Here is a 25825-nt window from a genome sequence, read left to right on the forward strand (position 1 = left end):
GTAGATTGGCTGAACAAGACAACGCCGAAGCTTCCTTGTTATCGACCGTCTTTCTCGTAGGCGCGGTATCAGTTGGCCACATGGAGGGCGCTTCATGCCTGAACGTAGGCAACAATTTTCCGACCAATTTCCGCAGCGTCAAAAAGCATAATCAAGGCTTTGGCAATGTCACTGGAGACCACAACACGATGAAGAGCCTCAGATCGCTCCTGAGTGATCCAGACGTGCTGGACGCCGTTTCATTTAAAAACGACACAGAGATTCCCGATTGGGTTGTCAAAGTGATCGAGACTTCACAGCGTGCAAAGGAGGATTAAGACGATGAACCAGTGGCGCCTCGGATCCATCCAGCTTGGGACCATCTCAGGAGCGTCCAGCGTATCGTTTGGGAATAACATTCGGATTGGCCAGGCGGATGTGTGCAAGGTTTCCGATGGCTTCGGCTCCTTGGGTGGTGAAAAAAACGAGTTCAGTGAAAACGTGCAAATTACGTTCGACCAAGACGTGATGGACAGTGCGGACAGTGTTGTCAAATCAGACGCAGATTCGTAAGGGCACCACGCGTGTCAAACGAGCACTGCAAAATGAGCAGCGCTCGTTCGAATCCGTATTTTGTGCAACCTATGTGGAACGTGTGAGGTCCGGTTCTTTTTCAAAAGGGGCTGCACAGATCGACGCTTGTGAAACGGTACCTAGTCCCTATCTCGCAGTTGTCGGAGCGTATACATGATTGATTTATTTTGTTTCCCAAAGTAGTGGTGCAGGTCAGCATAACACTTGTACTGTGAGTGATAGACTTCTCTGGTCGATGCGTTTGGGTGATATACAACCTGCTCATACGAGATCATCTGCTCGATGGCCTCCTGAACGGAATCGTACCCCCCTGCGCCATGACCGGCTGCGACGGCCCCGAATAGGGCGGAACCAAGTGCGACATTTTCGTTCATCTTCGGTACGTATACGCGTTTTCCCGTGACATCCGCATAAATTTGCATGAGGAGTCGATTTTTCTGGGCAATGCCGCCGCCCACGTGAAGCGTATTGACTTCGAGTCCTTTTTCCTCAAACTGCTCGATGATCATTCGCGTGCCAAATGCGGTCGACTCGAGCAAAGCGCGGTAAATCTCTTCAGGCTTGGTCGCCAGGGTGTACCCAATGATCACCCCTGACAACGTGGTATCCGCTAAAATGCGGTTGCCGTTCCACCAGTCAAGGGCCAGTAGGCCACTTTCCCCCGGTACCAAAGAATCGGCTCTACGCTCCAGCCAATCGAAGGTGGATATCCCTTCCCTTCGGGCTGAATCCAGTACATATGGAGGTACACCATGCTGCGCGAACCAGCCGAAGATATCCCCTACCGCTGCTTGCCCAGCCTCGTAGCCGTAGTAGCCTGGGATGATGCCATTCTGCACGACGCCCGTCATCCCTGGAACAAATTCCTCCCGATCCGCCAATAACATGTGACAAGTGGACGTTCCCATCGCCAAGACCATCTTCCCCGGCTGTGCAATACCTAATCCTGGTACGGCCGCGAACGCATCAATGACTGCCGATGCAACCGGCGTACCTGGAAGGAGGCCAAGGCTTGACGCCATCTCCTCAGATAATCCGCCGACATTCGATCCAACTGGGACGACACGTCCCGCTAGTTTTTTGTCCACCAGGTCTTCCAATTCGGGATGAAGTGCCCGGAAGTACCCGGTTGGAGGATATCCATCTCGAGCGTGCCACAGCGCCTTGAATCCAGCTCCGCCCGCATTTCGGACAAGCCGACCTGTGAGACATAGCGTAATCCAGTCACCTGCCTCGACAAATTTATCCGCCACCCGATAGATCTCCGGGTCTTCCGTGAGAACCTGTAGTACCTTGGGTACCATCCACTCCGAAGAAATTCTCCCCCCGTATCTGTCGAGGAACCGCCCCCCTCGTTCCTCTGCGACGCTCGTCGCCAGCCTCGCTTGTGCATCCGCGGCGTGATGCTTCCATAACTTTGGCCAACTGTGCGGTCTTCGTCGATACGCTTCGAGCAGACAGAGTGGAGTCCCCTGTTCGTCAATCGGAAGGATGGTACAAGATGTGAAGTCAATTCCGATGCCAATGACATCCCGCGCCGCGACCCCACTTTCCTTCAGAACTGACGGAATCGACTCCCGAATTGCATCTATGTAATCCTTTGGATGCTGGAGTGCCCAATCGAAACCAAGGGATTCACCCGTCGGCAATTCGCGGCTCAAGACACCATGTCGATAGGGCGTGCTGTGTGCGGCCATCAGTTGTCCCGATGTCGTGCTGACCAACACCACACGTGCGGACTCTGTCCCAAAGTCAATACCTATCGTAAACTTATCCAGAACCTCCACCTCCAAATGCGCTTCGTCACCGAACGAAGAAAGAGCGACGCCATTAAAGACGCGTCGCTCACGTGATGGGATTTATACGATAGATTATAGACGTTCGTTCGCCGAAGCGTGGCCGACCAGGCCGGTCCTCGGGTCTTCGCTCGTCTTTTGAACCTCCAAAAAGTGCGTGAGAATCGCACTCACGATGTAGAGCACAGCAAATGTCCAAACAATGCCTTGTACCCCGAAGGAGTTATTGAGTAAACCGACAATCGCCGGCCCAACGAATGTACTTAGCCCTGCCCCGAGATTCAAAATCGACATAGACGCACCCTTGTGATTTGGTGCGAGGGAAGGCATGATGGCCGACAACGGTACGAACCCAGCGAGCGTGATACCGAATAATACCGAGGCCAACACGGCAACCCAATAATTGTGCCCAGCTGCAAGTGGACCGTAATAAAAGAAGAGCGAGGTGATGGCACAACCGACTCCGCCAAACCATTTTACTTGTGCACGCCATCCAATTTTATCCCCAACCATTCCCCAGATCAGGTTGAAAATCATGTTGCTGATGGACATGTCACCCCAGATCTGCAACCACTGCGATGTCGAGAAGTGAAGTGTTTGCGTAAAGAAAATTGGTAGAATGACGACGAATCCATATTGTGCTGACGTGTTGATGACGCGGACGATGCCCCCCATTCCGACACGAGGATTCTCAAATGCAATGGTGATGCCCTTTACCAATTCACCCAATCGATTGCCGTGTTCCCGCTCGACACTCACCTGCCTATCGGAAGCGGTTTCACTAAAGTCACTCTTCTCGCGAATGAGTAAGATACCTAGTAATCCGCCTACGATAATCCACACGAGAGAGCTCCACAACGTCCCCATGAACCCAAAGACCGGTATGGTGAAACTTGGATAGTAAGACCCAATGAACCCGAGTCCACCTGCGAATACGAACCAAAACCATCCCATCGCACTACCCAATTTGTCTTTCTCCGACACGTACGAAATCCACACGATAAAGGAAAAGGAGAAGAGCGGATAACCAAAGCCGCGCAATCCGTACATGACCAACATCATCGCGTAATTTTTGTGATCGAGACCGAAGTATAAGAAGCCAACGTCAAAGACGACCCAAATGATAAAGCCAAGAACCATCGCGCGTCTCGGTCCCCAAATTTCGGCCAGCACGCCCGACAACCAGGACGCAATCGCAAGTGTGATACCGTAGATACTGAACACCATTGCAGATTGATTCACGCTGAATCCTAACTGCACCATGTACTTAGACAGAAATGCTTGCTCGACACCGTCGCCCACCATGAACAGAAAGACCGAGACGAATCCCCAAAACAAACTTACGGGCATGCCTAGTATTTCACGCTCTTTTGCGCTTTGTACGTCGATAGACACAGGTAATCCCCTCTCTTCCATGATCGCTGTTCCAACTCTGATAGAAGGGGGATTGCCCCTTCCATCCCCGCTTCCACAGCCAGTCCTCTTCTGCGGTGCGCCGCAATCAGCCTGCGAATTCGCCCACTCGCAACGAGACGAGGTCTGCTCCGGCTTGCAACACGACATATGCCGACGCGGCACCCGGGTCTACACCACCACGGGAGCGTTCACCTAAGCGGCTCGACCTCCCAATGTTCGCGACCATCTCACGAGTGGATTCCATGCCCGCATGCGCTTCCTGCATCGCCGTCTTCACCTTGTCGGCCCATGACCCTTGAGCGTCCATACTGTCGCGAAGCGTTTGCGCGAACGGCAATAGTGTATCAAGCAATGTTTTATCACCGAGCTGTGCCTTTCCTCGTTCCTGCATGCCTGCTACCCCAAGTTGAATCATCTGCACACAATCTTCGGCTGACAGCGCAGACTTTCCAGTTGCGTACTTGGCAGCGCGGAGGAACGCCGTTCCGTACAGAGGGCCGATCGATGCACCGACAGCTTGAATAAACGACTTGGCGCAAACTTTTAGATACTCGCCAATATCCGTAAATTCATCCGGCGATACAGCGCATGCAGCCGCGAAACCGATGTCCATACTGATGCCGTGATCGCCGTCTCCAGCGAACCCGTCCAATTCGCACAATTCGTCGCGCTTCTCGTGAATGCGTTTGGAGATTTCCTGGAATAATTCATGTAATTGCTGTAGTTGAATCATCGAATTCATTCCTTCCTTCAACGACCTCAAAAATCGAAACACATCGTCTTTGCAGGGGCATCGATCAACTCTTTCAACTCGTCGTCCAATTTCATGATGGTCAACGAACATCCAGCCATTTCCTGAGACGTGATATATTCCCCGACAAACGACTTGTGAACGCGAATGTTCAACTTGGCTAGCTCATCGACGACATTGTCGTAGACGATGTAGAGTTCCAGCAGAGAGGTTGCCCCTAAGCCATTGACCATGACCGCGACGTCCGAACCTTCGTAAGGGAAATCCCCACAAATGGATTCCACGAGCTCCTTGGCGACCTCTCGTGCAGACATGAGTTTGGTTCGACGAATGCCAGGTTCGCCGTGAACACCCATACCAATTTCCATCTCGTCAGGTCCAATCGAGAAATTCGGTTTCCCCGTTTGCGGGAGTGAGCAAGGCTCCAGCGCGACGCCCATCGAACGCGTCCAATTGTTCGCCTTCTCCGTCGTTTCATACACCTCATCTAACGAAGCGCCAGTCCTCGATTTTGCACCCGCTATTTTATAAATAAAGACCTCGCCTGCAATGCCGCGCCGCTTGTGCTCCTCGCCCTTTGGTGCAGACGCGACGTCATCGTGAACGACCAATTCGCGAACCTGGTGACCGTCCATCTCCGCCAGCTCTGCAGCCATGGAAAAGTTCATATTGTCTCCAGAATAATTTCCGTAGATCAACAGAACGCCAGCCCCTTGATCTACCTCTTTCGTCGCCGTCAGAATCGGGTACGGTGAAGGTGAGGCGAAGATATTTCCGACAGCGACCCCATCCGCAAAGCCCTCGCCGACATAGCCGATGAATGAAGGCTCGTGCCCGGATCCCCCGCCGATGACGACCCCCACCGTTCCAGGATCCAGGGTCGTCCGGACGATTGCCCGAGGGTCTTCGTCCGATTTTTTAAGTAGGCCACCATGCATCCGCAAGATGCCAGACAACATATCGTCAATGACTCTATCAGGGTGATTAATGAGTTTCTTGGCCATCTCGTTCACCTATTTCTTCCGACTCGTAGTGTGCAATCTTGTCAACCTTGCGCGCTGAATTCCCACCTTGAAACTCACTTGCCAACCAAGCGTCGACGATACTCTTGGCAAGTTCAGGTCCAATTACGCGTGATCCAAATGTTAAAACCTGTGCGTTGTTGCTTTTTCTCGCTCGTTCTGCCGAGTACGTGTCGTGGCAAACCGCAGCGCGGACGCCCTTCACTTTGTTTGCGGTAATGGCAACGCCCAGCCCCGTACCACATATCAAGATGGCGCGTTCAAAGTGGCCCGCTTGAATTTCCTTCGCCACCTTGTACGCGACATCCGGGTAATCCGCCACCTCCGCTTGACCACACCCAAAGTCCACCGGATTTTGTCCTCTTTCCTTCAGATGCTCGATAATCGTTTCTTTCAACTCAATTGCGACGTCATCGCAGCCAATTGCAATGTCCATCGTACCGTCTCCCTCCAAGCAGTTCTCTATTTGATCAGATCAGTGTGTACCCACCATCGACGTTCATCACGGCGCCTGTGATATACGATGAAGCCTCGGACGCCAGAAATAGTGCGAGCCCACTGAGCTCGTTGGGAAGCCCTAAGCGCCGCATTGGAATCGCGTCGAGGAGGTGATAGAATTTTCCTCCCGGTTCGAAGTCCGGTCCGGTCATATCCGTTTTCATGTAGCCGGGCGCGATGGCGTTCACGCGAATGCCGTACTCGGCCCACTCTACTGCGCAGGATTTGGTGAACATGGCCACCGCAGCTTTGGAAGTATTGTAGGCAGCCTGCTCCATCGGAACGTTCACAATTTCTCCAGACATCGAAGCCATGTTGATAATGGAGCCCTTTGTGCGGCGTTGAATCATTTCACGCGCGACATACTTGGAAACCAGAAACACGCCCGTCAAATTGATCCCCATCGTTCGATTCCAAGCATCGAGTGTCATCTCTTCGACGCCGACACGGTCTACAATTCCGGCGTTGTTGATCACGACATCGATATCACCGTAGGTATCTACCACGTGTCGGACGACCGCTTCTACCTGTTCTTCATTTGTTACATCGAGTTCGATGCCTTCACATGTCGCGGTTGTCCGTGCGAGTTGATTGAGCTCGGTGGCCGTCTGCTTCACTAGGTCTGCGTCGATGTCGCCAAGTACGACATGACATCCGTGTTGTACGAAGGCCTCCCCGTAATTTCGGCCCAATCCTCGTGCACCGCCAGTGATGAGAACTGTCTTCCCACTTACATCAAACAGGTTTGCATTCGATTGCACGGTCATACAGCCACCTCGCCTCATGTCCATTTCGTCGTGTGATCAAGCTTCGGGAATGAGAATCACCTTGAGCGAATTGACGCCCTTCTTCATCAATTGGAAGCCTTCCTCAAACCGCTCCAAAGGCAGTTGGTGTGTAACGACGCCCTCCGTTGGCAAGCTGCCGTTTTGAATCCCTTCAATCACAAGCGGATAACAATACGGTCCAAGGTGAGAACCGAGCACATCGAGCTCCTTGCGGTCGCTGATAATGCTCCAATCGACTGACACCGGGTCTTTAAACACGCTAAACTCGACGAAGCGCCCCAATTTCCTGATCAGTTGTAGCCCCTGTACCACACTTGGAGCAGCACCGCTCGCCTCGATATAGATATCCGCGCCATAACCGCCGGTCATCTCCTTGATTTTTGCAACGACATCCTCTTCCGCCGGGTTCATGACGAGGTCCGCTCCGAATTTCTTAGCCAGTTCAAGTCTTTCCGGGCGCAAATCCAAGACGACAAGTTTGCCGGGACCGCGCAGCTTCGCCGCGCCGATCATGCCAAGGCCAAGCGTCCCCGCCCCGGAAATCACGACGAAATCGCCCAGTTGAATATTGGCGCGCTGAACGGCGTGCATTGAGCATGCATACGGTTCAATCAGAATCGCCTGTTCCAGCGTCAGATCCTTTGGAACCTTGTGTTGGATCCCTTCAACCGGGAACTTCATATACTCCGCCATGCCACCGTTTACATTGTTCTGAAAGCCGTAAAGGTCGTGTTTCTCACACATCCAATACTCACCGCGATTGCAAAATCGGCACTCCCAACACGGGACAATCTGCTCAGAAATGACCCTATCACCTATGGCAAAATCGCCCTTCACGCCTTCTCCAATTTCGACGATCTCGCCAATGAACTCATGACCCGGAATCATTGGTTCTTTGATATATTTCGGCTGGCCATCGCCCCCCCAGAAACTCGGAGCACCATCCCAAGCCTTCACATCCCCCGCGCAAATGCCACAGGCCTCAACCTTAATGACCATTTCACCTCTGTCTGCGCGCGGGACCTCTACTGTCTCCAAGCGATAGTCCCCAGGTCCGTAGCAGACAACTGCCTTCATATGCGATGGGATAGACATACATGAACACCTCTTCTTAAAATTCAAATACGAACATCCTACAGCGCTTACAAGTATCGTACCAAACTTAGATAGAGACGCTTGCTCCTAAAAATACCAATGGTTCGCGCATATCCATCTATGTTTCGCTTGGTTTTCTACATTTTCATTAACTATCGTTTATTTGTCAATACGTCTTTCGATAACTTTCAATTATTTTTATTTTATTGTGGAGTAGGTGCGAAAATGCAAAATATAAAATACAATACAAGTAGAGAACAGTGGTGGCTATCGCGGGAGGAACATCCATGAAGGATCTATATACAGAAGAGCGACGTACTCTCATCCTCAAAAATATTGAGGCGAATTCGCGGGTATCGGTTTCGGAGTTGGCGAAGCATTTCAACGTGTCAGAGGCGACTATCCGTACCGACCTCCGGTACTTGGAAGACAAGAACTTGCTGCAGAGAACTCGGGGCGGTGCCATCGCAGCCGACGAAAACGATTTGAGTTTTGCAAGTAGACTTACGCAGCACATCGATGAAAAACAAGCGATAGCACTAGCGTCGCTTCAGTACATTCACGAACACGATTCAATTCTCTTCGATGCGAGCTCAACGTGTCTTGAGCTTGCAAAAATGCTGCGAAAAACGGATATGACACTCACGGTGATCACCAATGGTATACATGCTGCGCAGGCCCTTGTCGACAATCCGAATATCACCACGATGCTCATCGGCGGGGTCTTGCGCAATCAAAACAACGTCGAAGGGTTGATGGGGGCGGAAATTCTCGACAAAGTATACGTAAAGAAGTTCTTCTTCTCGGCACGGGCAGCTTCTCCTGAAGGAGATTTGATGGATTTCGATCTGCACGAGGTAGATTTGAAACGACGTATGTTCGATAAGAGTATGGAGCGCTACTGCTTGCTCGACTCCTCGAAATTAGGTAAATACTCTGTGGGGATTTTCGGATCGTTAGCAAAGACCCACACCGTCATCACGGACGGCGGTGCAGAGAAGATGTATGCCAAGTCGTTTCCAAACCTTCAAATCACGACAGCCAAGCCGCTTCGTTCCGACAAATAAAGCGTTCAATGCGTGCAGGAATGCACGCGAAGATGGAAATCACCGAGTCACCGGAACTTCTCGCTTGCGTCCTCTCAACGACGAGATCACCGAGCCCAAAAGGCAAACGCCAGCCGCTGACCAAAATACCATGTGCAGCGCTGAGATAAACGGATGCACTGGCACGTTGGTGAGCGACGCCTGGGTGGCCATTCCGGTCAACGCGTGCAGACGGATGGAAAACAGAGAAACGGAGAATGCAATCCCCAATACCATCCCAATGTTTCGAACGAGGGCGTTCAAGCCGCCCACCAGGCCCACTTTCTCCCTTGGCGCGGTGCCCATCAAGCTCGAATTGTTGGGTGATTGAAACATCCCTTGACCCACGCCGAAAATGCATAGATGCAAGGCGACGAGCCACACCGCGACGTGTGTGGAGAGCAATGTCAGAAGGATAAAACCAAGAGCATTGAGGGCAAGCCCACCTGTTGTCAGTACATTCGGGCCAATTTTATCGGACAACGAGCCAGAGAGCGGAGCCACGACTGCCATGGTCAGAGGGTAGGCCATCATCACAGTACCGGTGACTTGTGGGCTCACGTGTAGCACGTCTTCTAGGTAGAACGGCATCATCGTAGTTGTGCAAAACAGTGAAATAAAGGACAACATAGCTGCAAAACTGGCCGAGGTAAACGCCCGATTCCGATACAGAGAGAAGTCAATAATTGGATTGCGCGCCAGCCGTTCGCGAATGCCAAACAGAACCAAAAGTACGATGGCTACCGCAAGATACAGGAGACTGCGCGCGGATGACCATCCCCAGGAATCCCCGTTCGATATCATGTACAAGAGTGAGATGATCCCCACCACAAACAAGCCCGATCCAGCGTAATCAAACCGACCTGACCTGGCAGATGCGGCGTTTCCTCTCGGTAAGAGAAACAACCCGGCGACGAACCCGACCACACCAATCGGAACATTCACCCAGAAAATTGATGGCCAGCCAAAATACCCAATCAACACCCCACCCACCGCCGGACCCGCGAGGGAGCCCAGTGACACCATGGAACCGATCACACCAAAAGCGCGCCCACGCTGATGCGCCGGGAATGTCGTGAAAACCAGCGCTTGGCTGTTCGCCATCAACAAAGAAGCTCCAATCGCTTGTAAGATCCTCGATCCGATGAGCAGCGAAATCGATCCCGACAGCGCACAACAGGCGGATCCGGCGGAAAAAACCAAGAAGCCGACGTTGTACAAGCGACTGCGCCCGAACCGATCCGCCAAGTTCCCGACCAGTGGGAGCATCGCACAAATGGTCAGCAGATAGGCAGATACCACCCATTGAACGACATGTAACGGGACGTGTAACGACTCAGAGATGGTCGGCAACCCAACATTGGCAATACTGCCATCCAAAGTCGACATAAAGGTGCCAACGGACACATTTGCTAGGATCCACCACGTTCTTGGATTGCCCTCTCTAGTAACCGCCTGCCCAGGCTTCGATTCCACCATGTTTCGTCTCCTCACACCGCATCATTGCTGCATCTATGTATGGTATTTCGACAACTTCGTCGCTATCAGTCCCGCAGCTATACTGTTTATTTTATCTTCCGAATTTACGAGAGTAAAATGATTAAAACAAATAATATTCCGAATATAGTAATATCCGTGCAGCTTTATGGGCGAAGAAGAATCAATGAATTATCCATTGTGTAGTCGTTGACACCTATGCGACACATGAACGGCAATTCGGCTGGAAAAAATAGAGGGGGACTTGGAAGCAGGCGACGAAGTGGAGAGGAGTATGGATATCACACCCACTCACCATGACCGAACCCAAGTCAGCAATACAATGCTTCACGCGGGACTGCTGAGTGGAATTGGGGAAGAATTTCGAGGGATTCAGTCGTTGAAAATCACCACTCAAACCATCTATCTGATTGGTGCGAGTCACATGCTGAATCCCATTCTGGAACAGTCATCTAGCGCAGCTTATCCATATGACTTCTTGTCCCAACTGCCGTACGTGCTTCCACGCGCGGGTGGCTCACTTCGCCGTCTGATCGACGCGATGTTTGCCAGGGAGGGGATCAACAAACCGAATTTACTCGCGGAGATCGACCAAATTGAGGTACTTGGGCAAATGGTACAACAAGGCATCGCCTGTACGATATCAGCCAATGCCATCTGCGATGGTAAGTACCCACTTACACATGTCCCTTTGAATTCATTGTTCCCTTTTCGATCCATCTATTTTATCTATAACCCGGAGCTTCCGCCGGATCTCAGCACAAAGATGAAAAAAGTGGGTCAGTACCTAAAAAGTCATGTGGATTCCATCCCGAAACCCGCAACAATTCACCATATCTGGAATCCAGATTCCGACTACGAAAGGGGGGTTGTGACGCCACTGCCACACGTGGAACGCGCGTCATCCACATCGAGCAACCTGTCGACTGTCGAGCCGGGAGAGGAACCGTCCACCTCCCAGCTCTTCCGCGACGGCATGAGCCCTTCCCGCGCGTAGACTCGACCCCATAAACACACGGCCTATGGTCAGTCAAGACGAAGCTTGCCTAAGGAATTGGCAACGCAGGCGCGGTTTCCAGCATTCGCCTAAGAGGCGATATCACCTCATCGTTACGCGCCGAAACCGTCATCTAAAATTACGATTGGCTATTTCGCGGATAGGACGTATCCGCAAAGCACGAAACGCCGAACTCCGGCGCCGGTACGTCGAAGAACTGCGACACCGTCGCCGCGATGTCCGCCAACGTCTCTCGCACGCCGAGACGGTATGACGCATCGCCCTTTCGATGCACGAGCAGCGGTGTGGTCTCACGCGTGTGCTGACTTGAGCCAATGCATGGGTCGTTGCCGTGATCGGCGGTAATGATGAACAAGTCCCCGTCCTCAAGGGCGCCAAAAATTGCTTCGGCGCCTCTGTCCACGATGTTCAGTACGCGCGCGAACTTTTGCGGGTCCTGTTCGTGTCCGGCTAAATCTGTTTCCTGAACGGTCGCACACACGAGACCCTCGCCACGCATGTTTTCAAGACGGTGGACGATTAAATCGATGACGCCCTGGCTATCGACCATCGGATTGCGCTCATTCACGTCACCGGTGATCACATCCGCCATCTTGCCGTATAGATACACCGTTTTACCCGACCGCCGCAAAATCGAATGAATTTGTGTATCCGGGTCGATTCCATAGCCCAAGTGGCGAACCTGATAGTCTTCGTTGTAGATATTGAGCCGACCCGTGTCGACCCCGCTGCGCAGAGGTTCAATCACGACATGGTCGATCACGTCTCGGACGCTGACACCCGTGCCGCCAAGTGCAATCACGCGGCTAGTCTTAGCAATCCTGCGGACCACCTGTCCAACGGCCAAAATATCGGAAAATGGTGTTACGTCCAGCGCACCGGTGACATTGATGATTTGACCCGGATCATTTTCCATGTTGTCGGCAATCAATATTTGGTCATTGACGAGCATTACCTTTGTTCCACGAACGGGATAAGACACAGTCCATCCCCTTAGCGTCAACTGCTCTTCGATTTCGCTCGCTAATTCCCGAATGAACTGCATCTTTGGATGTAAGGGCCTGGCTCCCATAATTTCGTTGTGACCGGCATAACTATCCGCTCCAGGATGGTACAAATTGCAGCGCCCATAACTGGCGATGGGATCATCTACTTGGAGCAAGGCAGGATCATTCAAAATGGTTCCTAGTCCGAACTTCGCGAGGAATGGAAGCTTTACGCCGGTGGCTTCAAGGACGTGTTTCATCGTGTCGGCATGCAGGTCTTGTGGCCGAACCTCCGAGACGTCCTGCATCGCCCCCGCACCAAATCCGTCGATAACTAGCACTACGGCTCGTTTCATTTCATTTGCTTCCCTTCTACATTATAAATGCCCTCGACGTGTGGACGAGACGACGAAGCGCCGATGACCGGCACCACGTTCGCCCGTGTGACAAACATCTGCGTACGAAAGGCAAATATGACAGGTGTCCCGACTGGAAACTCCCCCTCTACCTTCAGGTAGTAATCGATGCTCTGTGCATCTGGCATCACGGCTTTCGCGAGCTTAGGGCTGCCAACTTTCGGACAAACCAACGCATTTTGCGCTTTGCCACGCGGATAATATCCACCGCCGAACACGTAACTCTCACCTTCGCATACATGCGATACTTCGGTGATGTACAGATACGCTGGAACCTCTGTTTGACCTTTAACGGTGTGTAACGGCGTCGTTCCGGTCAACGCGTGTCCTGGCTCACCGTGGGTCGCTCCCAGGTGAGCAAGCGTGGGAATGGTCGACACGGACGTGACACTCGGAGCGTTAATCTGCTCTATCGCTATGCCTAGCTTGCGCAACACGTCTGTGGCGAGACAAAGTGTCTCAAAGTTGCGTGTGGGTTTCGCCACGCCCCCCTCGACAATCAAACTCGGAAACGAGGTGACCCCCGCGATTGTGACATTCGCGAGATTGGCAATTTGCTCTGCGATGGCAGCTAGAGACTCAAACGCGAGGCCCCCATGCTGAGCGTCGTACAAATAATCCCCGTCGCGGACGACTCTTAACAACAGTTTCTGCACAATGCCTCGTTTTCGCGCAGCTTCAGAGATATTGGCAGCCGCCTCCACGCTGAAGACGGTCATAACCTCAGGCTGATAGGAAAGGATCTTGTCCAGGTAGTACGGCGGCACTTGGACCAGGTGTCCGACATGTCCTAGTAAAACGCCTTGGTCGGCGAGAAGGAGTGCCTCGACCGGATCGACAGCTACTGCTTTTGAAATCCCTGCTTCGACGATTGCCCTGGACGCAATTGGATTGCGGCCGATCTGCTTCGTCATGAAGTACAATGAGATGCCCGATTGCCTTGCGGCCGCTGCCAGAGCGGTCGCGTTTTCGGAAATCCGGTCGATGTCGAGAATATATGAATTCGGAGGTATTCGCCCTTCCCGGTAGAGTGTCAAAGCTGTATCGACCAGAGTAGGATTACACTCCAACAAGGGATGAAGAAACATGTACTACACCTCCAAATGAAAGAAGCCACTGTGTTCTACGCGCATTCTACGAATGAAATAGTCTTCATACAGATCCGTTTTTGAAGACTGAGCAGCTAAGCTTTCCGCTACGGATAAAGCGTTACAAGCGTGCTGGTACCCTTCCGGCGCCATCACAACGAATCCTCGTGCGGGATGTTCATCCGGTATCGCCACCGCAGTAGCATTCACGATATTTGCACAACGTAACAAAAATTTACCGCCCCGGTCATCGACGTGCTGCCCCGTGGCAAGTGAATCGGAGTAGGCGTCGACGTCGACTGGTCCTTCATACGAAACGACAACATCACTGTGCTCAAAGAGTGACTCGAGCAATTTGATCCCGACCTCTCGCTGAAAGGCCCCCTGTTTCGAAAACGACTCCACCTTGGCGAAATGCTGATTGAGTGTGGCTAAAGCACCTCGCGGGGCCGCTTCGTCCAAGGCAATCCGCAGACCTTCGGAACGACCTGAGAGAGGCCTGCCGAGCAACACCTCGATCGCGTCTCGAGCCAAGGCAAATGTGTGACTGATGGCCCCAATTCCAACCGTAAGGGGATAACCGTCAGTGGATTTCGAAGGCTGCCTGCCAACGAGACCCAGACCTTTTCCGTTGATCCCCACGAGTTGCGTCGCGATGGCCGGTCCTAAAATGGAGCCCCCTCCGTCCGTCCCAATCGCCAAGTCGTGAATCCCGCGGAGGATGTTGACAGGTCCACCGCTGGTTGAGCCAGTCATGCGCCGTCCGGTCAAAGGGTTCACAAGTTCGGGATCGATCGCGCGCCCGTGTGGAGCCATCCGATCCACAGACATCCAAACGAACCTCGGATCTTTTGCCAGTCTGTCGATCATCTCCCGCGAAATCTGACTCGTATCCTTCACGCCGAACAGCGCCGGCGCACATCCAATATCGAGGCACTGTTCCCACTTTACCCGAGCATCTGTTGGTATCCGTCGATTCACCCACACCGTGCTGTCAGTGGATTGCAGCGCCCGAGCATAGGCGTAAGCGACGCGCTCCATGTAATCCAACTCACGCATGGTCCGACATCACCTTCGAGATAGCCTTATTTAAGATGTCTACCACCAGACGAGCAGATGCCCGCATCGGATTGATCCGCAACAAGTAGGGTTTTAAGTCCGGATCGCTTTCACAAAATGACCCGGATACGCGGTAGATCATCGGCAAAACTTCGTACTTCGACTCCGCTCCAACTGGATAACTTGCACCACCGAACTCATTTACAGCGGCAACGACGTCGGCGGCGATCGGTTCATTCAGTTGCGCGATGACCGTGCGCGATTGCGCATTGGCGATGTATGCTTGGAGAATGGCCGGGACAGCGCCATCGTTGAGAACATCACTGAGCGCTTGGACCTGCTCTATCTGGACTGCAATCAGCACAGGCGCCATCGTCAGCGCACGCAACAGTTCCATCGCCTCGTGGCCTTGTACCTGTCCACCCCCGGAGTAGTTTCTCTGATGAATCGTGGCCACGCAGGATTGTGGACCCAAAACCACGCCAATCCCCTCCGGCCCGAGCAACTTGAATGCAGAAAAAGTAGAGACGTCCGCCCCCATTTGCACCCCTATCCGCTGGGTTTTAAACACGGCATAATTTTCATCGATGATGACCGGAATATCGGGTCGGGCTGATTTTGCTGTTTGAATCACGTGCTCTAAGGAATATCGGTCACTTGGTTGCTGTCGGGTATGCTGCACGTAAAGAAGCTTCACTCGCTGTACCGCGTCTTTCACTGCCTCGTCATCGTGTAAATCGACAGAAACGCAATCAATGCCCATCATGCGTAATGTTTCTTTCGTCGTGGTATAAATCGGCGCATGATGAACGGCCATGGCGTCACCCGGTTCCAGGTATGCGGCCAAAGCATTGCGGATTGCGCCAGTCCCGGCTCCACGTACAAGTGCGCAGTCTTCACACCCGAAGAACGAGGCGAGGACTCGTTCCACCTTGCGAGTGGTGGCCGGCATTCCCTGTCGCGTGACCCCGACGTCTCCCAGTTGAAACATCTCGGTTCCTCGAAATTCGTTCGAGATAGCGTCGACTAGTTTGAATTGAAACTGTTTCGCTTCCTCAAATGACACAGGTTCTAATGGAAAGACTTTCATCATATTTCATCGCCTATTCTGCGAACGCCAAAAAGCGGCGCGGATTGTAAATCATCAACTTGTCAATGACCAAATCTGTGGCACCAGCTTTGCGTAGATCGGGGAGAAATGTATCGAATAGATAGATATACCCTGGTCCATCGTTTTTGCGAAAATACGATTTCCGAGTCATGTCCACGGACAACATCAGTTGGTCTTCAAATCCTTTATCGAGAAGGTTCAATAGGTTCTCCAGCCGATCCCGATGCGACCGATAGTTGTTCTTACCAATGGTGTCGAACTGGATGTATGCACCCGATTGAAGTAGCAACACTTGTTCTTCGAGATCCGTATTCAGGTCCTGGTGTCCGAAAGAAATGTGTTTCAGGTCGACCTGTTCCTGTTCAAAAATGCGCAGTTGTGCAGTTCCCTCTGTACCCAGTTCGCAATGGGTACTAAGGGGGGCTTTCGTTCTTTTGTGTGCATCGCATGCGGCGCGGAATACCTTTTCTTCCGCCGCGGTGATCTCGTGATGACTACTACCGATTTCCGAGATGATGCCGGCCCTGACGCCATTATCTCCGACTCCGGTCAGAATCTCTGATGTAAATAGATCCGCAATCTCTTCACGCGATTTTGTAAACGCCTCTTCCGGATACACACTTTCCTTATAAAACCCAGTTGCGCACACGATGTGGATGCCCAGTCTCTCAGACAATCGCGCGAGGCCCGTTACGTTCCTGCCCATCCCCAGATTTGTGACTTCGACGATGGTGTTTCCGCCAAATTTTTTGACTTGGCACAGTTCGTCCTCGAGATCTGGACTATCGGAGAGGATGGAGTCCGTTTCATTTCTTACATGCGATAAGTCAAAGAATAGGTGTTCATGAATCATCGTCTGTTGAATTTCATTTGGTGAAATGTCGCCTAACACAGTCCGTACAAAACTCATGGCTTACACCCCTGGTTAGAATTGTCGTAGGATGGACGAGCCGTCCATCCTACCGTTCGGTCCTGCCAACGCTTTCAACAACTACATCAAATGCGCGACGTAGAAGATATTGACGACAACGCCCGTAATAATCGCAGCAAGCGGTGCAGCGGCCAAACGAATGACCGGTCGACCAATTGCTTCGTTGATTGCATAAAGTGCAACAAAAATACCGAATGCAAAGAAGTTCTGTGGATCTTTTGGCGAATGTGTCATCGACAGAGCGGCTAGGGCCGAACCAATCAGAAGTGCATACTCCAACACGTTGTTCATCGCATTGCGTATACTGTCTGATGCTTCGCGCAGCGAAGGGAAGTTTTCCAGCCCTTTGCCAATCACGCGAAGAACGAACATTTCGATTGCAAGCCAGACCGCACCGAATACGAAGGCTGCAATGTGTCCAGCCATTCCCTCGCCGAATATAGCAGGCGCAACATAAAACCCAATTGGGTAGACAAACGTCAGACCGACGATACCGTAAACCCCGGAAGCCAGTGCGGTCGTGACGATGAGAGGGATAAATGCGAGACCTCGAATGAAATCGGCAAATGCGACTGTGCTTAGCTCAGATGTGTTGTGTGTCGTATAAATCTGATGCAGGGCTTGGAAGTCGACCTCCGAACCCGCAAAATATTGTAGGTTGGCAATCAACGAGACGAGTCCGCCAATCGCCATCATCAGAGGGATCGATTTTACAATGCGCTTGGTGCGAACCTCGAACAACCCTTCACCGTCATCGTCTGTTCTCGGTTCTTTGTTCCGCAGGTCTTTCACGACGGCGAATGTGACCAACAGAACTACCCCGACAAACATTTCAAGCGCTTCGGGCGTGATAGGGGTGCCGTGAATCGTGATGTAATTCATCGCTGCCAACTGGCGGACGATGAGCTCGAGAATCAGAGTGATAATACCTTTTACTTTCCCGAACTGATAAAATATTGCAAGTACCGGAAACAGTGCGAAACCCGCTAGAACGGGTGAAGAAAGTTGCCCCAAGGAGTTCAAAAAGTTAATTGGTAGAAGACTAAACACCGTATTTAAAGCGCTGAACGCCGCAGTTACACCGACACCCCACGCCGCTCCGAGTACGGCCGCAATCCATTTGCGCGGTGCAATTACTCCGAGAATATCCGTCGGTAAAAATAAGAGCCAAGGGTTTAAGAGTTTTGATGCAAGCGTAAATGCAAACCCGACGGAAAATACAAAGCCTGCACTTAACCCGAATGCTACGGACGCCATTTCACCACGTTTCATACGCCCTTCAACGTATTCAGGCATAATCGGGCGTATACCGTCATGAAAGACGGCACGCCCCATGTGTGACGCTAACGAGGTTAGGGCACACAGAACACCAACGATAATGAGCTTTAATATCACGCGTTTATCCCCCTCACTCCAGGTTGTGTTTTTTAAACAAACTGTGCAAAAGCATTGGGACGGCAGATTCTATGGATTCGACGGCCATTCCAAACGCAATCTTGCCGCCGGAAACGAGTTTTTCTATATCGTCCGCCTTTGGCTTCCCCCCCGCTTTGGCAACGGTTGCACAATTGCCATAGCCGAGAATCCCGATTGGAACGGAGAGCGCAGCTCCACCCCCGCTGTTACACGCTCCAAAGTAATAGTCGGCTTGACCTGATTTGATTTTCTTCGCCGCTTCGAAGTCTGAAGTGACAATAACCGAGACCTTGTCTCCTCCGATTTCCTTGGTCACTCGTTCCGTGACTTCCTTCTTTAGGCCGCCGATTGCAATTCGAATCGTCATCTCGATTACTCCCTTCCTAATAGCACGCATAGATACATGGTGATAAAGCCGACTTCAGCCCCCGTGATAGTGGACGCTTCTGCAGGGAACATCGTCCTCGCGACTTCCACTAAGTCCAAATGACGATCCGCCACCTCCTGAACACCTGCCGGTATATCCAGGACTGGCTCGCCGCGGCCAATGCGAGCGCAGGCCATTGCGAAATGGGTGATGTATGAACCCGCATTGCTTTCCGTCAGTTCAATTCCGTGCATGCCCGCGAATGCCGTTGCGGTGTGAAGGACGTGCTGGCGGATCTCATCTGTGATTTGACCAGATGTCACAAGGATGTCTAATCTCTCTAACAATGTGTCGTCCATAACTGCGTTCTCCTCTTTTTCGTCGCGATACAACGGTGACTAGCTCAGTACCTGGGAACTCGGCGGCCCGTCAGAACTTCATCTTGGATTTGATTGATTTGCTGCATGTCGAGCTGTTCCATCAGATTGGCAAAGATTTCGTAATCCGCTTTCCGCACGACGATGGCAGCTTCCGTCGCGTCGTCCTCGTTCACGTTCAGTGGATACATGTAGATTGGGCCGGATTTGCCAAAGCGGTACTCCACTTCATCGCTGTTCCAGACGGCGGCATCAATCGTTCCGTTCGCCAGTTCATCAAGAATCTGCATATATGGCAGATTCACATATTCAACATCCTTACCTTGACAGAGGCCGTACGTCAGTGTCTTCTGGTCGAACGATGACACGTCAATACCGACTCTCATCCCGGAGCGTATCTCCTTGTCCGCTTCATCTCGAACTAACAGCGCATGGGCACCTACATACGTGACGGGTCCAAAAGAATGAAGTACGCTGACGTCGAACTCCTTGACCGCGAGTTCGGCCGCTCGTCTCGACATGATGACTAAGTCGTAGCGACCGCCAACCAATGCCACGATACGGTTGCTCCCCCCACGCATGTAGGACAGGTGAAAGGGGATATTGCGCTTCTCGAAGACTGCATAAAAACCGGTTGCCAATCCTTCATTCCTGCGTGAATATGGTAACGGCATCGCCCCCATCAATGTTGACATTCCCGCAAATTCCCAAAGCTTTGTAAAATCCAAATCCAACAAGTACGTACCCAGGTGTCCTCGCGATTCAAGGCGCACTGCCTGTGCTTCGACCAACAGTTGAATGGCGCTTTGAACCGTCCCTCTCCCAACTTCACACTTCTGAGCAAAATCCTGAATCCTCGGAACGCGCGAACCAATCTTGTAAGTTAGCAACTCTCTTGAAATTTTGGTTACTGCCATCCCGTTTTTGCTGAACAGTATCTCTTCCGCCATGTGCACCTCCCAAAATACAGAATACTGTTTTTTGATTTATTATACTGTATCATATCAGTCGTGGGAATATGCAAATTATTCTGCAAGCTTGGCTCCTGGTCTGCATATTGTCGCTATCGACGTATCCCGTAGGACTAGTGGATTTTTGAAGGAAAGTTTGGAGGAGCGCAGATGAAGGCTGTTTTCTTTGACATTGATGGCACGCTTATCTCGCCAGATACAGATGTGATCGCCAAATCCGTAAAAGAGGCTGTAGTAGAACTACAGACAAACGGAGTCATACCCATCCTCGTGTCCGGAAGGCCTCCGTTTGCCATTGAGCCTGTGGCCAAGGAACTTTCCATCCAGACGTACATCGCCTTCAACGGTGGACTAGCCGCCGACCAGGGGAAGGTGGTCTACCATCGTCCTATCGATAGGCGAACGGTGGACGAGTTCGTCGAACTCGCCAGGCAAAAGGACCATGCCATCGTGTTCCCGGGCTTGAATGGTTACTTTACGCCTGACAAGAACAAGGCTACGTGGGGAGTCATCGTGGAGTTATTCAAGCGTATGACACCGGTTGTGGCACACGACTATTGGAAGGAATACGATGTCTATCAGATGGAATTGATTTGCGACCCAGACCAAGTTCGTCATTATCAGGATAAATTCTATCAGGATCTCCGATTTTATCCCTGGCATATTTACAAGAATGCCACAAATGTAAACCCAGTGAGCAATTCCAAGGCCGCTGCCATGGCAAAAATACTAGACCATCTCGCAATTCCTTTGGCAGACTCTGTAGCAATCGGTGACGGACCGAATGACGTGGAGATGATTCAAACGGCCAAGCTCGGCATTGCGATGGGGAACGGTTGTGATTCCTTAAAGCGCGCTGCCGATTATGTCACGGAAAGCGTATGGAATGATGGGGTTGTGCAAGCTCTCCGCCATTTCAATCTCCTTACAAAGTGACGCTGTCCAAACAAACGGCACCTTTTTGGTGATCGACGAACCACGGATCAGGTTGTAGAAATCAACCAGATCTAAACAGTCGTCACAAAACACAAAATGAGCTGTCGCCGACAAGATATGTGCGACAGCTCATTTCATGTACCTTCCAAATGATTATTTTCAATTTTTTGTCGACCACCGGATAGGCGAAAGCCGCTAATGAATATTTCACCGAACGACCCGTTCATACGCGATATGCCAATTCGGCAACGCTTTTCGCATCGCCACAGGTTGAAAAGTCTCCTTACTGACGACGACGTGGGAGGATGTCCCTTCTACGCATAACGTCCCGTCTGCATCTATGATCTCATAGCCATAAACTACTTTTACGCCGTTGTACTCGATCACTCGGGTTTTAACGAAGGCCTTTTCCCCATACTTTAACGGCCGCCTATATGTCACATGGACGTCAAACACGGGACAGAAATATCCTTCGTCCTCCATATCGACATAGCGTAACCCTAAATCCTCAACAAATTTGGTTCGCCCTATTTCAAACCAAATCAAATAATTCGCGTGATAGACGACGCCCATCTGGTCTGTTTCCGCATATCTCACTTCAACTTCAGTCTCTGAAACCATCATGTTTCTCCTTTGAACCGAGGACCATTCCATGCCGCAAGCCAACCCGCAGTGTTTCAGATTGCGAATTTGCGCTCGTCTATACCATACCCCCTTACGTATCAAATCGCGCGTACCAACGTTGAATAACATAACATGGTCAGTCGTTGGACGCGTTGCGGTGACGCAACGGCAACCACGCCAAAACATCCTGTATCTTGGCATCCCAGTATCCCCACTCATGCTCACCGGCCTCTTCTTGATAAGTAAAATCAAAGCTGGTTCGTTCACATTGTCGCTTAAACGTCAGATTGTCTTCATACAAAAAGTCCTCCGTGCCGCAACACTGGAACAGCTTCGGTTTGTTCACGGTCGAATTCTCTACCTGTTGGAGCAAATACAAGAGGTCATGTTCCGTTCCAGCAATGTCCTGGTCTCCGAAAATGAACTGATAGTCCGGGATAGGTGAATCCTTTTTGGCGATGTTCAGAGCGCCTGACAGGCTGGCCGCTGCAGCAAACTTGTCGGGATTGCGCAAGGCCAGCTTGAACGCGCCATACCCTCCCATTGACAGCCCGGCCACAAAATTGTCCTCCCTATCCTCGGACAAGTGGAAAAACGAGCGAGCAATAAGCGGTAGTTCCTCGCTGATAAACGTCCAGTACTTACCGCCAAATTGCATGTCGGTGTAGAAACTCCTGTGAACCTGCGGCATGACCACAGCCAACCCCATCGAGGCAACATACCTCTCAATCGACGTTCTGCGAGTCCAAATGGTATCGTCGTCGGAAAGACCATGGAGGAGATAAAGCGTCGGATGCTGGCTTCCATTGGTGACATTGCTCATCCCGATCTGTGTGGATGTCTGCTGCGGCAAAATCACCGTCATCGAGGTACTCAATCCTAATGTTTCGGAAAAAAAGTTACATGTCACAAGCGCCATGCTTAGTCCCCCTATCGTCGGTGGTTCGACAAACTTCGGAATTTCAGAATAACAGTGCTCAATTCCTCATCGTGATCCGTTTTCCTTCCCAATGAAGTACCTGCGTGACGGATCTTGTCGGGTGCTAACCTGCGGTGATATGATCTTCAGCGCCCTAGTCGACTATTTGCTGCAGCCGCTCACGTCCGGTTCACAAATGGATTTAATGGCAGACTTTGCTCTACCGCTTCCAGTGATGGTCTGTCTCGCTCACAAGCGACGATGTGTAGGTCGACGAATACAGCGTTCTCCAAGACATAGTCGAGTGGATTTTTCTTCATACGAGCAATCCATCCCTTCTGTGTGAACGGCTGCCCAGCAACCAACTGAGACACCTGCAGTTCTTCTGCCGTTCGCACTATCGTCAGGCCAATGTTCTGACCTACAGCTGGCCGCGTAATGAAATGCGCACCAAATTGTTCGCTCAATTCCTGAATTTTTGCCATATCGCGTTCATCCTGCTTGGTCATCGATTCGTCAGCTAAGACCACGAGCACCCAAAGTTCTGCCTTTAAGCGGTCGGCAATCCGCCAACCACGTCGAATCAGCTTTTCCGAATGCGGTCGATGATTCACGCAGACTAAGATGCGCTCGCACGCCGTATCAGGACCGAATCCTTCTTCGCGGGCTCGATGCATGCGTTGGTCCACATCATCGGCAACCTCCAACAACGCTAATTCACGTAAGGCAGCTAGATTGGCCGTTTGGAAAAAGTTGTCCAACGCACTCTCAATCTTGTCTCGAGCATAAACCCTTCCCTTCACCAGGCGATGCTGAAGCGTTTCAGGCGTAACATCAATAAGTTTCACCTCACGAGCTAACTTCATGAACCAGTCCGGGATTCGCTCCCGTACCTTGATTCCTGTGATATGCTCCACTTTGTCATGCAAGCTTTCGAGATGTTGAACATTGACTGCCGTCACTACGTTGATGCCTTGTTCCAAAAGGTACTCAATATCCTGGTAGCGCTTGTCGCGGATGCAGCCAGGTACATTTGTGTGCGCTAGCTCGTCGACTAGAACAATCGATGGTTTTCGTTTTACAATGGCGTCAACATCCATCTCTTCATAAAATCGTCCACCGAGTTCGATCCGCCTTCTCGGAACCACCTCTAAATCTCCGATTTGTTGTGCAGTTTCTGAGCGACCGTGCGTCTCGATGAGGCCAATGACCACGTCCCACCCGCGAACCCTCCAATCGTGCGCATCATTCAGCATCTTATATGTCTTGCCAACGCCAGGCGCCGCACCGATATAAATGGTCAGTCGCCCGCGCAAACGCGGATAAGGGCCGGGGTCACTTTGTCCCCAGACCCCCTTCACGACCCGAAAATTCGAACCGGGCGCGTCCCGCCAACCGACGATACGGAGGTCGGTATAACGAAGGTTTCTCAACAAATAACGAACCGGGTTATCCCTCCAGAAGTACCTCCTCTTACGTCGGGAGAGTGGTTGCCCAATCACGACTTGGGTAACGTTCAACTTCTCTGCCACCTCGGATACAATGGCGCCGATCCTTCTGTCGTTGCGCGGTTCTACAATCCACAGAGCCTCTATCTGTTCAGCTAATTCACGGAGTTTTTGCAAATTGCTCTGTTCGCGTTCGGAGAGCAAATTTTCAGCTGTGTTCGATATGGTGAGCACATACATATCCGCTTTCATCCGAATCGCCATTCGATGCCCGCGTTGAATCAGTTGAACGGCTCTCGCGTAGTGGTTGACGCAGACCATGATGACTTCTTTGGCTCCGACGGGACCCGGAATTTTTCTCCTCGCATAAGACCTCTGCAATCGTTCGTCGACATCCTCAGCAACCATGCGCAGAGCTAATTCTCGTAGTCCGGAGAGATTAGACTTCCGGAAAAAGTTTCGAAGTGCGTGATGGACCTTGTCATTTGGGTATATGCTCCCGTCCCGCAGGCGTTGCCGTAAGGTCTCCGGCGTAACATCGATCACGGACACTTCATCCGCCCGTTTGATCACAGACTCCGGAACTAGTTCACGCACCCGGATTTTGGTGATGGCTTCCGCCTCTTCGTGGATGCCTTCGATGTGCTGCACGTTGACGGCGGTGAGAACAGAAATCCCTTGATCTAACAAATACTCTACATCCATATACCGCTTTGGAAACAAAGACCCTGGTGCATTGCTGTGTGCCAACTCGTCGATGACAACCACAGCTGGATTTCGTTCGATGATGGCATCGAGATGGACTTCTTCAAAGACCCGGTTGTGGAACCGAATTTTCTTTCTCGGAAGGATCTCCAACCCTTCCAATTGTCTGGCGGTTTCCGGTCGATCATGAACATCTACGTAACCAATGGCGATATCGACTCCGCGCTCCTTCATGGAAGCCGCTTCACGCAGCATGGTGTAGGTTTTTCCTACACCAGGCGCCGCTCCAATCAATATTTTCAACTGACCCGGATGGCTGCCAAACGGGTATCCCGTATTGGGTCCCATAAGGTCCCCCCCTATCGTCCGAGGCGTTGCTCAATGGCCAGGTTTACCCGCATCACATTGATCATTGGATCTCCCCAAATCCCGAGAACAGGGCGTTGTTCGTATTCACTGATCAGGTTGTTCAAATAGACTTCACCGAGCCCCGACGCCTTTGCAATCCTTGGCACTTGAATGAGCGCGTCCTGTACTGAGATGTCCGGGTCGAGTCCTGACGCGGACGACTCCACCATATCAGGTGGAATCGACGATACGGGGGTTCCCGGATTCTGCTTTTCCACCGCTTGTAGGTTTTGCTTCACCTCAGACAGCAGTGCAGGATTGGATGGCCCCAAGTTCGATCCACCGGATGCGTTCGCCGCATAATTCACAGCGGAGGGCCGCGGATGAAATAACGCGTCGCTCGTCACATCTTGAGCAATCAGCTCGGAACCTATCGGATGCCCGTACAATTGAACAATGCTTCCCTTCGCTTGAAACGGAAACAGCAGATTGCCAACAGCGGTGACAGCAAGTGGATAGAAGAGACCTAACAAGATGGCGAAAACAACCGTAAAGCGGATTGACCGCCAAAGATTTACCATGAT

The 25825-nt window shown here is 51.6% G+C and carries 26 protein-coding genes; 5 read left to right on the forward strand and 21 right to left on the reverse strand.

Features of this window, described 5'->3' with window-relative positions; translation table 11 throughout:
* The first annotated feature begins 5 nt into the window (after positions 1-5).
* The gene (locus NZD89_RS23615; protein WP_268005129.1) at positions 6-317 is read left to right on the forward strand and encodes a hypothetical protein; all 312 of its coding nucleotides are present in this window, start codon (positions 6-8) and stop codon (positions 315-317) included.
* Between the two features lie 4 nt (positions 318-321).
* A complete protein-coding gene (locus tag NZD89_RS23620) occupies positions 322-552 on the forward strand; it encodes a hypothetical protein (protein WP_268005130.1) in 231 nt (76 codons plus the stop codon).
* Positions 553-692: 140 nt separating this feature from the next.
* On the opposite strand, the gene NZD89_RS23625 is transcribed toward NZD89_RS23620, so the two are convergent.
* The 7 genes from NZD89_RS23625 to NZD89_RS23655 form a co-directional block, all read right to left on the reverse strand.
* Entirely contained in the window at positions 693-2360 is a 1668-nt protein-coding gene (locus tag NZD89_RS23625; protein ID WP_268005131.1) for a ribulokinase, read from the reverse strand.
* Positions 2361-2444: 84 nt separating this feature from the next.
* Positions 2445-3764, reverse strand: a complete 1320-nt coding sequence (locus tag NZD89_RS23630; RefSeq protein WP_268005132.1) for an MFS transporter — start codon at positions 3762-3764, stop codon at positions 2445-2447.
* 106 nt (positions 3765-3870) lie between these two features.
* Positions 3871-4518: a dihydroxyacetone kinase subunit DhaL gene (gene dhaL / locus NZD89_RS23635; protein ID WP_268005133.1), complete on the reverse strand. Its 648-nt coding sequence runs from the start codon at positions 4516-4518 to the stop codon at positions 3871-3873.
* A gap of 26 nt (positions 4519-4544) precedes the next feature.
* Positions 4545-5540: a dihydroxyacetone kinase subunit DhaK gene (locus NZD89_RS23640; protein ID WP_268005134.1), complete on the reverse strand. Its 996-nt coding sequence runs from the start codon at positions 5538-5540 to the stop codon at positions 4545-4547.
* The gene (rpiB, locus tag NZD89_RS23645) at positions 5521-5994 is read right to left on the reverse strand and encodes a ribose 5-phosphate isomerase B (protein ID WP_268005135.1); all 474 of its coding nucleotides are present in this window, start codon (positions 5992-5994) and stop codon (positions 5521-5523) included. Before rpiB ends, NZD89_RS23640 begins: the two co-directional genes overlap by 20 nt.
* Before the next feature lie 34 nt (positions 5995-6028).
* On the reverse strand, positions 6029-6823 hold the full coding sequence (locus tag NZD89_RS23650) for an SDR family NAD(P)-dependent oxidoreductase (protein ID WP_268005136.1): 795 nt from the start codon (positions 6821-6823) through the stop codon (positions 6029-6031).
* A gap of 36 nt (positions 6824-6859) precedes the next feature.
* The gene (locus NZD89_RS23655; RefSeq protein ID WP_268005137.1) at positions 6860-7939 is read right to left on the reverse strand and encodes an MDR/zinc-dependent alcohol dehydrogenase-like family protein; all 1080 of its coding nucleotides are present in this window, start codon (positions 7937-7939) and stop codon (positions 6860-6862) included.
* Positions 7940-8226: 287 nt separating this feature from the next.
* On the opposite strand from NZD89_RS23655, the gene NZD89_RS23660 reads away from it, so the two are divergent.
* Positions 8227-9006, forward strand: a complete 780-nt coding sequence (locus NZD89_RS23660) for a DeoR/GlpR family DNA-binding transcription regulator (protein ID WP_268005138.1) — start codon at positions 8227-8229, stop codon at positions 9004-9006.
* Positions 9007-9045: 39 nt separating this feature from the next.
* Here NZD89_RS23660 and NZD89_RS23665 read toward each other — a convergent pair whose 3' ends face one another.
* Positions 9046-10503, reverse strand: a complete 1458-nt coding sequence (locus NZD89_RS23665) for an MFS transporter (RefSeq protein ID WP_268005139.1) — start codon at positions 10501-10503, stop codon at positions 9046-9048.
* Positions 10504-10783: 280 nt separating this feature from the next.
* Here NZD89_RS23665 and NZD89_RS23670 point away from each other — a divergent pair, with 280 nt between their 5' ends.
* Entirely contained in the window at positions 10784-11518 is a 735-nt protein-coding gene (locus NZD89_RS23670; protein ID WP_268005140.1) for a LysR substrate-binding domain-containing protein, read from the forward strand.
* 139 nt (positions 11519-11657) lie between these two features.
* On the opposite strand, the gene NZD89_RS23675 is transcribed toward NZD89_RS23670, so the two are convergent.
* From NZD89_RS23675 to yhfZ, 9 genes are all read right to left on the reverse strand, one after another.
* Positions 11658-12881 carry a phosphopentomutase gene (locus NZD89_RS23675; protein ID WP_268005141.1) on the reverse strand — a complete coding sequence of 408 codons (1224 nt, stop codon included), beginning with the start codon at positions 12879-12881 and terminating at the stop codon, positions 11658-11660.
* Positions 12878-14029, reverse strand: a complete 1152-nt coding sequence (locus NZD89_RS23680; RefSeq protein WP_268005142.1) for an alanine racemase — start codon at positions 14027-14029, stop codon at positions 12878-12880. Before NZD89_RS23680 ends, NZD89_RS23675 begins: the two co-directional genes overlap by 4 nt.
* A 3-nt stretch (positions 14030-14032) precedes the next feature.
* Entirely contained in the window at positions 14033-15088 is a 1056-nt protein-coding gene (locus NZD89_RS23685) for an amidase (RefSeq protein ID WP_268005143.1), read from the reverse strand.
* The gene (locus tag NZD89_RS23690) at positions 15081-16178 is read right to left on the reverse strand and encodes an aminotransferase class V-fold PLP-dependent enzyme (RefSeq protein ID WP_268005144.1); all 1098 of its coding nucleotides are present in this window, start codon (positions 16176-16178) and stop codon (positions 15081-15083) included. The genes NZD89_RS23685 and NZD89_RS23690 overlap by 8 nt, the downstream gene beginning before the upstream one ends.
* Before the next feature lie 13 nt (positions 16179-16191).
* Positions 16192-17109, reverse strand: a complete 918-nt coding sequence (locus tag NZD89_RS23695) for a phosphotriesterase family protein (protein ID WP_268005145.1) — start codon at positions 17107-17109, stop codon at positions 16192-16194.
* Positions 17110-17190: 81 nt separating this feature from the next.
* Positions 17191-18525 (reverse strand): YhfT family protein, encoded by a 1335-nt coding sequence (locus tag NZD89_RS23700; RefSeq protein ID WP_268005146.1) that lies wholly within the window; start codon positions 18523-18525, stop codon positions 17191-17193.
* A gap of 13 nt (positions 18526-18538) precedes the next feature.
* Positions 18539-18913: a DUF2620 domain-containing protein gene (locus tag NZD89_RS23705; protein WP_268005147.1), complete on the reverse strand. Its 375-nt coding sequence runs from the start codon at positions 18911-18913 to the stop codon at positions 18539-18541.
* Positions 18914-18918: 5 nt separating this feature from the next.
* Positions 18919-19272: a hypothetical protein gene (locus NZD89_RS23710; protein WP_268005148.1), complete on the reverse strand. Its 354-nt coding sequence runs from the start codon at positions 19270-19272 to the stop codon at positions 18919-18921.
* A gap of 44 nt (positions 19273-19316) precedes the next feature.
* Entirely contained in the window at positions 19317-20240 is a 924-nt protein-coding gene (gene yhfZ / locus NZD89_RS23715) for a GntR family transcriptional regulator YhfZ (protein ID WP_268005149.1), read from the reverse strand.
* A 171-nt stretch (positions 20241-20411) separates the two neighbouring features.
* On the opposite strand from yhfZ, the gene NZD89_RS23720 reads away from it, so the two are divergent.
* On the forward strand, positions 20412-21197 hold the full coding sequence (locus NZD89_RS23720; protein ID WP_268005150.1) for a Cof-type HAD-IIB family hydrolase: 786 nt from the start codon (positions 20412-20414) through the stop codon (positions 21195-21197).
* Between the two features lie 207 nt (positions 21198-21404).
* On the opposite strand, the gene NZD89_RS23725 is transcribed toward NZD89_RS23720, so the two are convergent.
* The 4 genes from NZD89_RS23725 to kdpC form a co-directional block, all read right to left on the reverse strand.
* Positions 21405-21818, reverse strand: a complete 414-nt coding sequence (locus tag NZD89_RS23725; protein ID WP_326492886.1) for an acyl-CoA thioesterase — start codon at positions 21816-21818, stop codon at positions 21405-21407.
* Between the two features lie 139 nt (positions 21819-21957).
* Positions 21958-22740 (reverse strand): alpha/beta hydrolase, encoded by a 783-nt coding sequence (locus NZD89_RS23730; RefSeq protein ID WP_268005153.1) that lies wholly within the window; start codon positions 22738-22740, stop codon positions 21958-21960.
* A 179-nt stretch (positions 22741-22919) separates the two neighbouring features.
* Complete coding sequence (locus NZD89_RS23735; RefSeq protein ID WP_268005154.1) at positions 22920-25241, reverse strand: histidine kinase; 2322 nt, start codon at positions 25239-25241, stop codon at positions 22920-22922.
* A gap of 11 nt (positions 25242-25252) precedes the next feature.
* Positions 25253-25822, reverse strand: coding sequence for a potassium-transporting ATPase subunit KdpC (kdpC, locus tag NZD89_RS23740; protein WP_268005155.1), 570 nt, complete (start codon positions 25820-25822; stop codon positions 25253-25255).
* Positions 25823-25825 lie beyond the last annotated feature (3 nt).

The sequence above is a fragment of the Alicyclobacillus fastidiosus genome, assembly GCF_026651875.1.
In the GTDB taxonomy this organism is placed as follows: Bacteria; Bacillota; Bacilli; order Alicyclobacillales; family Alicyclobacillaceae; genus Alicyclobacillus; species Alicyclobacillus fastidiosus.

Coding starts and splice junctions, on each gene's coding strand:
- NZD89_RS23620 (WP_268005130.1), top strand. CDS start 322: ATGAACCAGTGGCGCCTCGGATCCATCCAGCTTGGGACCATCTCAGGA.
- dhaL (WP_268005133.1), bottom strand. CDS start 4,518: ATGATTCAACTACAGCAATTACATGAATTATTCCAGGAAATCTCCAAA.
- NZD89_RS23640 (WP_268005134.1), bottom strand. CDS start 5,540: ATGGCCAAGAAACTCATTAATCACCCTGATAGAGTCATTGACGATATG.
- rpiB (WP_268005135.1), bottom strand. CDS start 5,994: ATGGACATTGCAATTGGCTGCGATGACGTCGCAATTGAGTTGAAAGAA.
- NZD89_RS23650 (WP_268005136.1), bottom strand. CDS start 6,823: ATGACCGTGCAATCGAATGCAAACCTGTTTGATGTAAGTGGGAAGACA.
- NZD89_RS23655 (WP_268005137.1), bottom strand. CDS start 7,939: ATGTCTATCCCATCGCATATGAAGGCAGTTGTCTGCTACGGACCTGGG.
- NZD89_RS23660 (WP_268005138.1), top strand. CDS start 8,227: ATGAAGGATCTATATACAGAAGAGCGACGTACTCTCATCCTCAAAAAT.
- NZD89_RS23665 (WP_268005139.1), bottom strand. CDS start 10,503: ATGGTGGAATCGAAGCCTGGGCAGGCGGTTACTAGAGAGGGCAATCCA.
- NZD89_RS23675 (WP_268005141.1), bottom strand. CDS start 12,881: ATGAAACGAGCCGTAGTGCTAGTTATCGACGGATTTGGTGCGGGGGCG.
- NZD89_RS23680 (WP_268005142.1), bottom strand. CDS start 14,029: ATGTTTCTTCATCCCTTGTTGGAGTGTAATCCTACTCTGGTCGATACA.
- NZD89_RS23685 (WP_268005143.1), bottom strand. CDS start 15,088: ATGCGTGAGTTGGATTACATGGAGCGCGTCGCTTACGCCTATGCTCGG.
- NZD89_RS23690 (WP_268005144.1), bottom strand. CDS start 16,178: ATGAAAGTCTTTCCATTAGAACCTGTGTCATTTGAGGAAGCGAAACAG.
- NZD89_RS23695 (WP_268005145.1), bottom strand. CDS start 17,109: ATGAGTTTTGTACGGACTGTGTTAGGCGACATTTCACCAAATGAAATT.
- NZD89_RS23705 (WP_268005147.1), bottom strand. CDS start 18,913: ATGACGATTCGAATTGCAATCGGCGGCCTAAAGAAGGAAGTCACGGAA.
- NZD89_RS23710 (WP_268005148.1), bottom strand. CDS start 19,272: ATGGACGACACATTGTTAGAGAGATTAGACATCCTTGTGACATCTGGT.
- yhfZ (WP_268005149.1), bottom strand. CDS start 20,240: ATGGCGGAAGAGATACTGTTCAGCAAAAACGGGATGGCAGTAACCAAA.
- NZD89_RS23720 (WP_268005150.1), top strand. CDS start 20,412: ATGAAGGCTGTTTTCTTTGACATTGATGGCACGCTTATCTCGCCAGAT.
- NZD89_RS23725 (WP_326492886.1), bottom strand. CDS start 21,818: ATGGTTTCAGAGACTGAAGTTGAAGTGAGATATGCGGAAACAGACCAG.
- NZD89_RS23730 (WP_268005153.1), bottom strand. CDS start 22,740: ATGGCGCTTGTGACATGTAACTTTTTTTCCGAAACATTAGGATTGAGT.
- NZD89_RS23735 (WP_268005154.1), bottom strand. CDS start 25,241: ATGGGACCCAATACGGGATACCCGTTTGGCAGCCATCCGGGTCAGTTG.
- kdpC (WP_268005155.1), bottom strand. CDS start 25,822: ATGGTAAATCTTTGGCGGTCAATCCGCTTTACGGTTGTTTTCGCCATC.